This window comes from Stenotrophomonas maltophilia (assembly GCF_047497515.2).
Taxonomy (GTDB): domain Bacteria; phylum Pseudomonadota; class Gammaproteobacteria; order Xanthomonadales; family Xanthomonadaceae; genus Stenotrophomonas.
Map to the genome: position 1 here is coordinate 151965 of NZ_JAXAXL020000001.1, position 13461 is coordinate 165425.

12 protein-coding genes are annotated in these 13461 nt (G+C 66.5%); 6 read left to right on the top strand and 6 right to left on the bottom strand.

The features are described from left to right. Positions 1-56: 56 nt before the first annotated feature. The 3 genes from ACMZPQ_RS00790 to yidD are packed head-to-tail and all read right to left on the bottom strand — an operon-like array spanning position 57 to position 2507. The gene (locus ACMZPQ_RS00790) at positions 57-905 is read right to left on the bottom strand and encodes a peptidoglycan DD-metalloendopeptidase family protein (RefSeq protein WP_197582407.1); all 849 of its coding nucleotides are present in this window, start codon (positions 903-905) and stop codon (positions 57-59) included. Further along, entirely contained in the window at positions 905-2251 is a 1347-nt protein-coding gene (locus ACMZPQ_RS00795; protein WP_197582406.1) for a dihydroorotase, read from the bottom strand. Before ACMZPQ_RS00795 ends, ACMZPQ_RS00790 begins: the two co-directional genes overlap by 1 nt. Position 2252: 1 nt before the next feature. Beyond that, entirely contained in the window at positions 2253-2507 is a 255-nt protein-coding gene (yidD, locus tag ACMZPQ_RS00800) for a membrane protein insertion efficiency factor YidD (RefSeq protein ID WP_005417723.1), read from the bottom strand. Positions 2508-2779: 272 nt separating this feature from the next. Between yidD and dksA the strand changes: the two genes are divergently transcribed. Then, a complete protein-coding gene (dksA, locus tag ACMZPQ_RS00805) occupies positions 2780-4009 on the top strand; it encodes an RNA polymerase-binding protein DksA (RefSeq protein WP_197582405.1) in 1230 nt (409 codons plus the stop codon). Between the two features lie 400 nt (positions 4010-4409). Here dksA and ACMZPQ_RS00810 read toward each other — a convergent pair whose 3' ends face one another. The 3 genes from ACMZPQ_RS00810 to cysS are packed head-to-tail and all read right to left on the bottom strand — an operon-like array spanning position 4410 to position 7537. After that, a complete protein-coding gene (locus ACMZPQ_RS00810; RefSeq protein ID WP_197582404.1) occupies positions 4410-5657 on the bottom strand; it encodes an MFS transporter in 1248 nt (415 codons plus the stop codon). Then, a complete protein-coding gene (locus tag ACMZPQ_RS00815; protein ID WP_197582403.1) occupies positions 5654-6106 on the bottom strand; it encodes a SufE family protein in 453 nt (150 codons plus the stop codon). Before ACMZPQ_RS00815 ends, ACMZPQ_RS00810 begins: the two co-directional genes overlap by 4 nt. 54 nt (positions 6107-6160) lie before the next feature. After that, the gene (gene cysS, locus ACMZPQ_RS00820; RefSeq protein WP_197582839.1) at positions 6161-7537 is read right to left on the bottom strand and encodes a cysteine--tRNA ligase; all 1377 of its coding nucleotides are present in this window, start codon (positions 7535-7537) and stop codon (positions 6161-6163) included. Between the two features lie 188 nt (positions 7538-7725). Here cysS and ACMZPQ_RS00825 point away from each other — a divergent pair, with 188 nt between their 5' ends. The 5 genes from ACMZPQ_RS00825 (at position 7726) to ACMZPQ_RS00845 (ending at position 13461) form a co-directional block, all read left to right on the top strand. Beyond that, a complete protein-coding gene (locus ACMZPQ_RS00825; RefSeq protein WP_197582838.1) occupies positions 7726-8289 on the top strand; it encodes a glycine zipper 2TM domain-containing protein in 564 nt (187 codons plus the stop codon). A gap of 318 nt (positions 8290-8607) precedes the next feature. Next, positions 8608-9618: an N-acetylornithine carbamoyltransferase gene (locus tag ACMZPQ_RS00830; RefSeq protein ID WP_312647098.1), complete on the top strand. Its 1011-nt coding sequence runs from the start codon at positions 8608-8610 to the stop codon at positions 9616-9618. Between the two features lie 63 nt (positions 9619-9681). Continuing rightward, positions 9682-10878, top strand: a complete 1197-nt coding sequence (locus ACMZPQ_RS00835) for an argininosuccinate synthase (RefSeq protein WP_197582836.1) — start codon at positions 9682-9684, stop codon at positions 10876-10878. A gap of 140 nt (positions 10879-11018) precedes the next feature. Beyond that, a complete protein-coding gene (locus ACMZPQ_RS00840) occupies positions 11019-12107 on the top strand; it encodes an acetylornithine deacetylase (protein WP_197582835.1) in 1089 nt (362 codons plus the stop codon). A 25-nt stretch (positions 12108-12132) separates the two neighbouring features. Continuing rightward, positions 12133-13461: an acetylglutamate kinase gene (locus ACMZPQ_RS00845; RefSeq protein WP_197582834.1), complete on the top strand. Its 1329-nt coding sequence runs from the start codon at positions 12133-12135 to the stop codon at positions 13459-13461.

A 13461-nucleotide genomic window follows, 5' to 3' on the forward strand; every position in this document is an offset into this window, starting at 1 on the left:
CTTTCTGCGAGATTGTGCCGACCAAGGTCGGCACCCACCAAGGCGCATTGCGCGCGTTATTTCCGTTCCAGCACCAGCAGCGGGTCGATGCGGGTATCGAACCAGTTCATGCCCCAGTGCAGGTGCGGGCCGGTGGCACGGCCGGTGGCACCAACCGCGGCGATCACCTGGCCCTGTTCGACACGGTCACCGACCTTCACGTCGATGCGCGACAGGTGCAGGAAGTTGGAGCTGACCCCGAAGCCGTGGTCGAGCAGCAGCGTGCCACCGGTCAGGTACAGGTCCGGACCGGCGAAGGTGACGATGCCGGCGGCCGGTGCTTTCACCGGCGTGCCGGTCGGTACCGCGATGTCCATGCCGGAATGGCCCGCGCCGGGCTGCCCGTTGTACACGCGCGCATTGCCGAAGCGCCCACTGATGCGGCCCTGCACCGGCCAGATGAAGGTCTGGGTGAAATCGGTGCGGTCGTCATCGCGGGCACGCGCGGCAGTGACCTGCGCCTGTTCGCGCTTGATCCGCTCGGCAATCGCCGGCGGTGGGTTGACCGTCTTCGGTGGCACGCCGTTGACCCGTTCGGTCGGCCAGTCGCGGGGTGTCACCGCGATGGTCGCGGTCTCGCTGCCGCCATCGGGGCGCTGCACCTGCACCCGCAACGGGCCCTTCTCGTCGCGGCCGATGCCGAACACCACGCTGCCATAGCCGCTCACCCGCAGCTGGCGGCCGGCGTACTGCACGCGGCTGCCAGTGGGCACCTTGCCGATCACCAGCGCGCCCTGCGACGCGCTGGCCGGAAACACCACGCGGCTGTCGATCAGGCTGCCGATGGCATCCTGTGCCTGCGCCGAGGGTGCGGAAAACAGGGGCGCGGCCAGCAGCAGCGCCCCGATCATCAGTGCCGGACGCATCAGCGGTCGTAGGTCATGCGCTGGCCGGCGGGCTCGCCCACCAGCTTGCTGCCGTCCCACACCTGCTGGCCGTTGACCCAGGTCGAGGCGATGCGCGAACGGAAGGTGGTGCCTTCAAACGGCGACCAGCCGCACTTGGACAGCACGTCCTCGCGCTTGACGGTGAACGGCACGTCCTCCACCAGCACCAGGTCGGCGAAGTAGCCTTCGCGCAGGAAGCCGCGTTCTTCCACGTCGAACAGCTGCGCCGGGGCGTGGGCGAACTTCTGCACCACCTGCTCGCGGGTCAGCTTGCCTTCGTGCACGCGCTCCAGCGCGGCCACCAGCGCGTACTGCACCAGCGGAAGGCCCGACGGCGCCTGCGCATAGGGCTTCTGCTTCTCTTCCCAGGTATGCGGGGCGTGGTCGGTGGCCAGCACGTCCAGCACGTCATCGGCCAGCGCGGCGGTGATCGCCTCGCGGTCGGACACTTCCTTGATGGCCGGGTTGCACTTGATCAGGTTGCCCTTGGTCGCGTAATCCGGACGTGCGAAGTGCAGGAAATGCACGCAGGTTTCGGCGGTGATCTGCTTGCGGCTGCCATCGGCGCGGATCAGCGGGCCCTTCTCGAACAGCGCCAGCTCATCGGCGGTGGAGATGTGCAGCACGTGCAGGCGGGTGCCGTGCTTGCGAGCCAGCGACATCGCCAGCCGGGTCGACTTGATGCAGGCTTCGCGCGAGCGGATATCCGGGTGCATGTCCGGGGTCAGTGCGTCGCCGTACTTTTCCTGGAAGGCCTTGAGGTTGGCATCGATCATCGGCGTGTCTTCGCAGTGCGTGATGATCGGGGTCGGGCATTCACGGAAGATCGCATCCAGCGTTTCCGGGTTGTCCACCAGCATGTTGCCGGTCGAAGCACCCATGAACACCTTCACGCCGGGTGCCTTCTTCGGGTCCAGCGCACGGATCGCTTCCAGGTTGTCATTGCTGGCGCCGTGGTAGAAGCCGTAGTTGGCCCAGGCGCGGCCGCGCGCCAGTTCGTACTTGGCTTCCAGGATGGTCGAATCCAGGGTCGGCGGGTTGGTGTTGGGCATGTCCATGAAGCTGGTCAGGCCACCGGCCACGGCGGCAGCTGATTCACTGGCGATGTCGCCCTTGTGGGTCAGGCCCGGCTCGCGGAAGTGCACCTGGTCGTCGATCATGCCGGGCAGCAGCCAGCGCCCGGCCGCGTCCACCACCTGCTCGCCGTCGCGCGGCGTCAACCCGCTGCCGATCTGCGCGATGCGGCCGTTCTCGATGCGCAGGTCGCCGTCGAAGGTGCGGCCTTCGTTGACCATCCGGGCGTTGGTGATGAGGGTGGAGGGCATGTCAGTGTTTTCCTGTGCAACGGCAAGAGGGGGCGTGGGTGGATTCGGGCACCGGGTCGAAGCCGCCGGGGTGGAACGGATGGCAGCGGCCCAGCCGGCGCGCGGCCAGCCAGCTGCCGCGCAGCGGGCCGTGCCGGGAGATGGCGTCCATCGCGTATTCAGAACAGCTCGGCACGAAACGGCAGCGCGGCCCCAGCAGGGGGCTGATGAAGCGCTTGTAGAAGCGCAGCAGGGCAATGAGCAGGCGCGAGATCACCCAGTCATCTTATGCCAGTTGGCATGAAGGCCGCATTTGTGCAGGATGGGCCGTTGGTCGCATGTCGCCGATGGCCTGCGGCCGGTACCAGCACTCTCGGGTGCTGGCCAGGTTCCGTACCGCGCAAGGCGGTCCGTGTTCGTCGGACTGCCGCTTGGGTGCCTTGACTCCAGGACTGAATGGAGCGGGGCTGCCGAGGTTGCTGCTGCGGATCGGGTAGGCTATAAAGGCCCGCTTTCCCGGGCCCCGGGGAATCCAAGGAAGAGCGTTTCGTGGCTGCTAAAAAAACTGCAAAAAAGGCCGTAACGGCCGCCAAGAAAACCGCCAAGCCTGTTGTGAAGAAGTTGGCGGCAAAGCCCGTTGCCAAGAAGCCGGCCAGCAAGCCGGCAACCAAGGCAGCGTCCTCGCAACCGGCGGCCAGGACGGCCACCGCAAAGAAAGCGCCGGTGAAGGCAACCAAGCCGGTGGCGAAAAAGGCCGCTGCGCCTGCCAAGGCCAAGCCAGCCGCTGCCGGCAAGAAGGCGCCGGTGGTGAAAAAGGCCACCAGCAAGGCCGCGCCGGTGAAGAAGACCGCCGCCAAGCCGGTGGTGAACAAGGCCGCAGCCAAGCCGGCGCCGAAGGCGGTGGTCAAGAAGGCTGCAGCCAAGCCGGTCGCCAAGCCGGCGGCCAAGAAGGTGGCCGCGGCTAAACCTGCCGCCAAACCTGCCGCTGTAAAGAACGTCGCCAAGAATGTCGCCGTGCCGGCCGCCAAGCCGACACCGGCCCCCGTAGTGAAGTCCGCACCGAAGCCTGCTGCCAAGCCGGTTCCGGCCAAGCCTGTCCCGGCCAAGACCGCGGCAGTGGCAGCAGCCCAACCGGCCTCCCAGCCGGCCCGTGCCGCCGCTCCTGTTGCATCGAAGGCCCCGCAATCCAAGAATCCCGTGCCCGTTTCGAAATCGCCTGCCAAAACCGCCGTGAAATCCGATTCCGCCCCGAAGACCGTGTCGCGCCCTGTCGGCAAGGTCGCCGTCGCCGTCGCCGCCCGCTCGGCGGCACCGGCCCCGCGCAGCAAGTACAAGGTGGTCGAATACAAGACCGACGAGGCCACTGGCCGCCCGATCCTGCCGGCTGGCTACAAGCCGTCCTCGGAAGAGGAATACATGAGCTCGCTGCAGCAGGAGTATTTCCGCCAGCGCCTGCAGAACTGGCGTGCGGACCTGGTGGAAGAGTCCAAGCAGACCATCGAGAACCTGCGCGAGGAAGTGCGTGACATCGGCGACGAAGCCGAGCGTGCGACCCGCGAAACCGAGAACTCGCTGGAACTGCGTACCCGCGACCGTTATCGCAAGCTGATCGGCAAGATCGACAGCACCCTGAAGCGCCTGGAAGCCGGCGACTACGGCTACTGCGTCGACACCGGTGAAGAGATCGGCCTGGAGCGCCTGGAGGCGCGCCTGACCGCCGAGCGCACCATCGACGCCCAGGAGCGTTGGGAGCACCTGCAGAAGCAGCAGGGCGACTGATTCCTGATCGTTGTCTGGTCATGCAGAAAACCCGGCCTCGGCCGGGTTTTTTCTTTGGTGATTGTTGGTACGCGACTGTGGCAGGGACGGGCGGCTGTGGCCGTTGACTTGGGTCCGCCTTGTAGCGAGCCGAGCACCGCAGGGGAATCAGGGGCGAAGAGGCGCCGCTGTTTGAGCGCAGCGAGTTCGGCGCCGTCCCCTGATTCACCGAGGAGCACAGGGCACCGGCGCGCAGCGCCGGCTCGCGGATGGCGGCGTGTTTCTTTGGTGACTTTCTTTGCACGAGCAAAGAAAGTTACACCCCTCCGCGGTCGCGGAAAGAGTCCGCCGGGCGCGGCCCGGCGCTACCGGTGCGTGGGCGCACGGAAATGCGCAGCCGAGCATCGGCTTGGCTACAGGTTCACTGCAGGTCGCGAAGATTCAACTTCCGCAGCGTCGGGTTATTCCACGCCGTGATCCCGGCCACGCTCAGCACCGCGAACCCACCGAGCACCACCGCCGGCACCAGGCCCAGCAACCGGGCCATCGTGCCGGCATAGAACGCGCCCAGCTCGTTCGACGAACTGATGAAGATGCCGTTGATCGATGACACCCGCCCGCGCATTTCCTCTGGCGTGGCCAGCTGCAGGATGGTCGAGCGGATCACCACCGACACGCCGTCGAACGCCCCGTAGAACAGCAGGATCAGCGCCGACAGCCAGAAGTGCTGCGACAACCCGAAGCTGATTACGCACAGGCCGAAACCGGCCACCGCAAACAGCAGTACGCGGCCGGCATTGCGGTGCAGCGGATGGCGGGCCAGCCACAGGCCCACGCAGACCGAGCCCAGTGCCGGCATCGCACGCAGGATGCCCAGGCCCTCCGGGCCGTGGTGCAGGATTTCGTGCAGGAACGCGGGCAGCATCGCCACCACGCCGCCCAGCAGCACCGAGAACATGTCCAGCGCCATCGCGCCGACCATGATCCGGTTGCCGACCACGAAGCGCGCACCCTCGGCGATGCTCTTGAAGATCGGTGCGGCCGGGCCGGTATGCACCGGTTCCTCGACCTTCAGCATGGCCAGGCAGGCCATCGCCACCAGCGCGAAGGCCGTGGCCACCGCATAGGACAGGCCCTTGCCACCGAAGCCGACCAGCACGCCACCCAGTGCCGGACCGGCCACCATGCCGGCCTGGAACACGACTGCGCCCAGGCCGGCGCCACGCGCGAACTGGTCACGGGCCAGCACGCGCGCGAACAGCGCGTTGTAGATCGGCGACAGGAAGGCGCGCACCATGCCGGTCAGTGCGATGGCCGCATAGATTGGCCACACGCCCTCAAACGGCAGCCAGCCCGTGGCGACGCCGGTCAGTACCAGCGCCGTGGTGATCAGCCCGGCGCAGGCGACCATGCCCAGCCGGCGTCGCGGCAGGTGGTCGACCAGATAGCCGGCGAACGGTGCAACGCAGAAGAACGGCAATACCTCGGCGAGGCCGATCAGGCCCAGCGAGAACGGATTGCGGGTGACTTCGTAGATATGCCAGCCGACCGTGACCGCGACCACCTGGTAGGACAGCATCGCGAAGATGCGGTACGCCAGCAGCTTGGCGAAACCGGGCCGCGACAGCAGGCCGAGCGCGGTGTCTTCGGCCGTGGCAGGCTCGCTCACGGTTGTTCGCGCTGCAGCTGGGCCTGCGCGGTTTCGCGGATGAAGGCCAGCATCGCCGCCACGCCGTTGCTGCGGGTGGGCGAGAGGTGGCGGGCCAGGCCGATGTCTTGGATGTAGCTCGGTTCGGTGTCCAGGATCTCCTGCGCCGAGCGCCCGGAGTACACGCGCAGGGCCAGGAAGATCAGGCCGGAGACGATGGCCGAGTCACTGATGGCGTGGAAGCGCAGCGACTGCGCGTTGCCTTCCGGCACGATCCAGACCATCGACTGGCAGCCGAGCAGGCGATGCTCCTCGGTCTTCCACTCCTCGGGGAAGGCCGGCAGCTTGCGGCCGAGGTCGATCAGGTACTGGTAGCGTTCGGACCAGTCGCCGAAGAAGCCGAATTCCTCGGCGATGGCGGCCTGGGCCTCGGCGGCGGTGGGTTCAAGCGGGAACGGGGAGTCGGTCACAGCAGTCTCTACAGTGGAGGCGTGGCCGGCGGACCGGCCACGGGGCAGGGCAGGTCAGCCGCGCTTGCGCGACCAGCGCACGCCCTGCGGGGTGTCATCCAGCGTGATGCCTTCGGTGGCCAGCTGGTCGCGGATGGCATCGGAACGGGCGAAATCGCGCGCCTTCTTGGCCGCGGCGCGCTCGTCGATCAGGGCCTGGATGCGCGCATCGTCACCGTCAGCGCCGGCGGCGGTACCGAACCACTGCGCGGGATCGGCCTGCAGCAGGCCCAGGGCCAGGCCGGCGCCAAGCAGTTCGCCCTTCAGGCGCGCCTGCTCGGCCGGATCGGTGGCACGACGCGCGTCGGCGGCGATGCGGGCCACTTCGGCCAGCGCCTGCGGGGTGTTCAGGTCGTCGTCCAGGGTCGCCTCGACGGAGGCCGGGATCACCGCGCTGGCCTCGATCGGCGCCAGCTCGCGCAGGGTGCCGTACAGACGGTCCAGGGTGCGCACCGACTGCTCGATCAGGCCATCGGACCAGTCCAGCGGCTGCCGGTAATGGGCTGACAGCAGTGCCAGGCGCAGCGCTTCCGGGGGATGCTGGCGCACCAGGTCGTGCACGCGTTCGATATTGCCCAGCGACTTGCTCATCTTGGCGCCGCCGAAGTTGAGCATGCCGTTGTGCAGCCAGAAACGGGCGAAGATCTTGCCGCCGTGGGCGCATTCGCTCTGCGCGATCTCGTTCTCGTGGTGCGGGAACTGCAGGTCGACGCCGCCGGCGTGGATGTCGATGGTCTCGCCCAGATGGGCGGCGGCCATCGCCGAGCACTCGATATGCCAGCCCGGGCGACCACGGCCCCACGGCGACTCCCAGCCGGGCAGGTCGTCGCTGGACGGCTTCCACAGCACGAAATCACCCGGGTCGCGCTTGTAGGGGGCGACATCGACGCGGGCGCCCGCCAGCATTTCGTCCGGATCACGGCGCGAGAGCTTGCCGTAGCCGTCGAAGCTGGCCACCGCGAACAGCACGTGGCCTTCGGCGGCGTAGGCATGACCATTGGCGATCAGCTGCTCGATCATGGTGATGATCTGCGGCATGTGCGCGGTCACTTCCGGCTCGATGTCCGGCGGCACCACGCCCAGCGCGGCCATGTCTTCACGGTAGGCGGCGGCGAACTTGTCGGTGATGGTGCTGATCGGCACGCCCTGCTCGCGCGCGGCGATGTTGATCTTGTCGTCCACGTCGGTGATGTTGCGGGCGTAGCGCAGTGCGCCGAAACGCCGCCGCAGCAGGTCGGCCAGCACCCCGAACACCACCGGCCCACGGGCGTTGCCGATGTGCACGTAGTTGTAGACCGTGGGGCCGCACACATACAGGGTCGGACAGGCCGGATCGAGCGGAGTGAACGGTTCGAGCTGGCGAGTCAGGTTGTTGTGCAGGCGCAGGGTCATGGGGCTGTGGCTGGGGGACAAGCCTGTGATTTTAGAACGTGTCGGCCCCCTTTGGGGGCGCCGTTTGCCACCGGTGGACGCGGTACCCGCCCAAGGTGGGGTGGGCAGGAGCGGCGTGGACGGGTAATGTTCAGCCCCTTGCGCTCGCCACTGCCTACACTATTGCCGTGCCCTTGCTCCCGTCGCCAATGAAGTCCACCGCGTTGCTGACCCTGGCCTGCCTGTCGGCGACGGCCGCCGTGGCCCAGGCGCAGGAAGCCGAGCCGCGTAACCGGGTGGTGATCGTGGAGAACGTGAAGTTCGACTACGCGCAGGTGCTGAACGTCGAACCGGTGTTCCAGACCCTGCGCGCGACCCGCACGGAGGAGCATTGCGAGCCGATCTCGACCCGTACCCTGGCCCCGGTCAACGTCACCGGTGAAGAGCCGGTCGAGGACAAGGGCCGGATCAGCCGCTTCTGGGACTCGGTACGCTCGATGTTCAAGCGCAGCGACGAGGACGTCGCCGAGGAGGCCGCGGCTGAGACGCCGGCCCCGGCCCCGGCCAGCAATGGCCCGATGCTGACCCGTGACTGCCGCATCGTGCCGGTCGGGCGTGAATTCCGCCGCCCCATCGCCTACGACGTGGATTACGTCTACAAGGGCACCAAGTACCGCTCGCGGCTGCCGGAAGACCCCGGCAACCGGTTGAAGATCCGGGTCTCGATCACGCCCTGGGTCGGCCCCGAGCAGGGCGCCACCGGCACCCCCTGATTCTGCGACCCGCGCCTCTTGCGCCGGCCCCGGCCGCATGCAAAGATGGTTGGCCATGAAGCTCACCGACTTCCAGCACGACAGCAGCGCAGCCCGACAGGCGTCGGGTATGACCTCGCGTGCCCGTCGACCGGAACCCCACATTCTCGCTGGGTAACCGGAGCTTTTTGCTGTTCGTCCGAAAAAAACCCAGCCCGCCGGCTGGGTTTTTTCGTTTCCGCGTTCTGAAAGCTGCAACTGCAACCTTTTCGTTCCACCTTTGTTTCCTGTTTTCCCTTCCACCGCGCCGGACCCGGCGCTGCCACGCAAGGAAAGATGATGTCCCCCAAGCACTTCCTGAACACCCAGGACTGGAGCCGCAGCGATCTTGACGCGCTGCTGACCCAGGCCGCGTTGTTCAAGCGCAACAAGCTCGGCGACCAGCTCAAGGGCAAGTCGATCGCACTGGTGTTCTTCAATCCGTCCATGCGCACCCGCACCAGCTTCGAACTGGGTGCATTCCAGCTCGGCGCCCACGCGGTGGTGCTGCAGCCGGGCAAGGATGCGTGGCCGATCGAGTTCAACCTCGGCACGGTGATGGACGGCGATACCGAAGAACACATCGCTGAAGTGGCCAAGGTGCTGGGCCGTTACTGCGACATCATCGCCGTGCGTGCGTTCCCGAAGTTCCAGGACTGGGCGTACGACCGCCAGGACATCGTCCTCAACAGCTTCGCCAAGTACTCGCCGGTGCCGGTGATCAACATGGAAACCATCACCCACCCGTGCCAGGAACTGGCGCACGTGATGGCCCTGCAGGAGCACTTCGGCACCCAGGACCTGCGCGGCAAGAAGTACGTGCTGACCTGGACCTACCACCCCAAGCCGCTGAACACCGCCGTGGCCAACTCGGCGCTGACCATCGCCACCCGCATGGGCATGGACGTGACCCTGCTGTGCCCCACTGCCGACTACATCCTCGACGACCGTTACATGGGCTGGGCCGAGCAGAACGTGGCCGAGAGCGGCGGCTCGCTGAAGATCAGCCATGACATCGACAGCGCCTACGCCGGTGCCGACGTGGTCTACGCCAAGAGCTGGGGCGCGCTGCCGTTCTTCGGCAACTGGGAGCCGGAAAAGCCGATCCGCGACCAGTTCAAGCACTTCATCGTGGACGAACGGAAGATGGCGCTGACCAACAACGGTGTATTCAGCCACTGCCTGCCGCTGCGCCGCAACGTGAAGGCCACCGATGCGGTGATGGATTCGCCGCAGTGCATTGCCATCAACGAAGCCGAGAACCGCCTGCACGTGCAGAAGGCGATCATGGCGGCAGTTGCCGGGCGCTGATTCTTTTCCGATTCAATCATTTCCGCCGGGCACGGCCCGGCGCTACCAGGACATACCCTCCCCATGAGCAACAAAGACGTCGTCCTCGCCTTCTCCGGCGGCCTCGATACCAGCTTCTGCGTGCCCTACCTGCAGGAGCGCGGCTACAACGTGCACACCGTGTTCGCCGACACCGGCGGCGTGGATGATGAAGAGCGCGATTTCATCGAAAAGCGCGCCGCCGAGCTGGGCGTGACCAGCCACGTCACCGTCAATGGCGGCCCGGCCATCTGGGAAGGCTTCGTCAAGCCGTTCGTGTGGGCCGGCGAAGGCTACCAGGGCCAGTACCCGCTGCTGGTCTCCGACCGTTACCTGATCGTCGATGCCGCGCTGAAGCGTGCTGCCGAACTGGGCACCAACATCATCGCCCACGGCTGCACCGGCATGGGCAACGACCAGGTCCGCTTCGATCTGGCGGTGAAGGCGCTGGGCGATTACCAGATCATCGCGCCGATCCGCGAGATCCAGAAGGAACACACCCAGACCCGCGCCTACGAGCAGAAGTACCTGGAGGAACGCGGCTTCGGCGTGCGTGCCAAGCAGCAGGCCTACACCATCAACGAGAACCTGCTGGGCGTGACCATGTCCGGCGGCGAGATCGACCGTTGGGAAGCCCCGGGCGAGGGCGCGCGTGGCTGGTGCTCGCCGCGCAGCGAATGGCCGGAACAGGCGCTGGCCGTCACCCTGAAATTCGTCGAGGGCGAAGCGGTCGAACTGAACGGCAAGGCGCTGCCGGGTGACCAGATCCTGGCCCAGCTCAACAAGCTGTTCGCCCCGTACGGCGTCGGCCGTGGCGTGTATACCGGCGACACCGTGATCGGCCTGAAGGGCCGCATCGTGTTCGAAGCGCCGGGCCTGGTTTCGCTGCTGGCCGCGCACCGCGCGCTGGAAGATGCCGTGCTGACCAAGCAGCAGAACCGCTTCAAGCCGGACGTGGCGCGCAAGTGGGTGGAGCTGGTGTACGAAGGCTTCTACCACGACCCGCTGAAGACCGACATCGAGGCCTTCCTGAAGTCCTCGCAGGCCAAGGTCAACGGTGAAGTGGTGCTGGAAACCCGTGGCGGGCGCGTCGATGCAGTGGCGGTGAAGTCGCCGCATCTGCTCAACACCAAGGGTGCCACCTATGCGCAGTCGGCCGACTGGGGCGTGGAAGAGGCTGAAGGCTTCATCAAGCTGTTCGGCATGAGCTCGACCTTGTACGCGCAGGTCAATCGCGGTTAAACCGCGATCGACCTGCCCGCGCATTCCTCCTCAACCCCGCGCCGTTGGCGCGCTCCCTTCAACACGAAGGGGGCTCTCCTCCAGACGCATTCCGGTAGCGCCGGGCCATGCCCGGCGGAATCCCACAGGATTGTTGATTCATGCTTGAACAGACGCTCGATCACCTGCAGGCCCTGGTGTCCTTCGACACCCGCAATCCGCCGCGTGCGATCACCACCGGTGGCATCTTCGATTACCTGCGCGCGAACCTGCCCGGGTTCAACGTCGAGGTGATCGACCACGGCGCGGGTGCGGTCAGCCTGTATGCCGTGCGCGGTACGCCGAAGTACCTGTTCAACGTGCATCTGGACACCGTGCCCGACTCGCCGCACTGGAGTGCCGACCCGCATGTGATGCGCCGGCTGGATGATTGCGTGGTCGGCCTCGGCGTGTGCGACATCAAGGGCGCGGCCGCTGCACTGGTGGCCGCGGCCAATGCCAGCGACGGTGATGCGGCGTTCCTGTTCTCCAGCGATGAGGAAGCCAACGATCCGCGCTGCATCGCTGCGTTCCTGGCCCGTGGCATTCCGTACGAAGCGGTGCTGGTGGCCGAGCCGACCCTGAGCGAGGCGGTGCTGGCGCACCGGGGTATCAGCTCGGTGCTGATGCAGTTCGCCGGCCGTGCAGGCCATGCATCGGGCAAGCAGGATGCGGCCGCCAGTGCGCTGCACCAGGCCATGCGCTGGGGCAGCCGTGCGCTGGACCATGTCGAATCGCTGGCCTCGGCCCGCTTCGGCGGGCTGACCGGCCTGCGCTTCAACATCGGTCGCGTCGAGGGTGGCATCAAGGCCAACATGATCGCCCCGGCCGCAGAAGTGCGCTTCGGTTTCCGTCCGCTGCCGTCGATGGACATCGACGGCCTGCTGGCGACCTTTGCCGGCTTCGCGGAACCGGAAGCCGCCGTGTTCACCGAAACCTTCCGTGGCCCCAGCCTGCCGGCCGGTGACATCGCCGAAGCCGAGAACCGTCGCCTGCTGGCACGCGACGTCGCCGATGCGCTGGAGCTGCCGATCGGCAACGCGGTGGACTTCTGGACCGAGGCCTCGCTGTTCTCCGCCGCCGGTTACACCACGCTGGTGTTCGGCCCGGGTGACATCGCACAGGCCCACACCGCCGATGAGTTCGTGACGCTGGAGCAGCTGCAGCGCTATACCGACGCCGTGCACCGCATCATCGCCGCCGGCGCCTGATTCTTCCCTTTCCGACGAAACCGAAATGTCTCCTGCCCTCCAGCCTCACCGCCAGACCCGCCAGACCATCGTGCGCCTGCTTTCCAGCATGGCCAGCGCGAAGGAAATCAGCCAGTACCTCAAGCGCTTCTCGCAGCTGGATGCCAAGCGCTTCGCCGTGGTCAAGGTCGGCGGCGCGGTGCTGCGCGATGATCTCGATGCGCTGACCTCCTCGCTGTCGTTCCTGCAGGAAGTCGGCCTGACCCCGATCGTGCTGCATGGCGCTGGCCCGCAACTGGATGCCGAGCTGTCCGCCGCCGGCATCGAGAAGCAGACCGTCAACGGGCTGCGGGTGACCTCGCCGGAAGCGCTGGCGATCGTGCGCCGCGTGTTCCAGCAGTCCAACCTGCGCCTGGTCGAAGCCCTGCAACAGAACGGCGCACGCGCCACCTCGATCACCGGTGGCGTGTTCGAGGCCGAATACCTGGACGTGGACACCTACGGCCTGGTCGGCGAGGTGAAGAAGGTCAACTTGGCGCCGATCGAGGCCAGCCTGCGTGCCGGCTCGATCCCGGTCATCACCAGCCTGGGCGAGACCGCCGGTGGCCAGATCCTCAACGTCAACGCCGACTTCGCCGCCAATGAACTGGTGCAGGAACTGCAGCCGTACAAGATCATCTTCCTGACCGGCACCGGCGGCCTGCTGGACGAAGCGGGCAACGTGATCGATTCGATCAACCTGTCCACCGAATACGACCACCTGATCGCACAGCCCTGGATCCACGGTGGCATGAAGGTGAAGATCGAACAGATCAAGGATCTGCTGGACCGGCTGCCGCTGGAATCGTCGGTGTCGATCACCCGCCCGGCTGACCTGGCCAAGGAACTGTTCACCCACAAGGGTTCGGGCACGCTGGTGCGCAAGGGCGAGAAGGTGCTGCGCGCCACCGCCTGGAGCGAACTGGACCTGCCGCGCCTGAAGCAGCTGATCGAATCCAGCTTCGGCCGCACCCTGGTGCCGGATTACTTCGAGAAGACCAGGCTGCTGCGTGCGTATGTCAGCGAGAACTACCGTACTGCAGTGATCCTCACCGATGAGGCCGAAGGCGTGTACCTGGACAAGTTCGCCGTGCTCGATGATGCGCAGGGCGAGGGCCTGGGCCGCGCGGTCTGGAACGTGATGCTGGAGGAAACCCCGCAGCTGTTCTGGCGCTCGCGCCACGGCAATCCGATCAACCACTTCTACTACGCTGAGTCCGATGGCTGCTACAAGCAGGATCATTGGAAGGTGTTCTGGTTCGGCGCCGATGGCATCGATCGCATCAAGACCTATGTCGATCACTGCGCCCAGCGCACCCCGAGCCTGCAGGGCTGA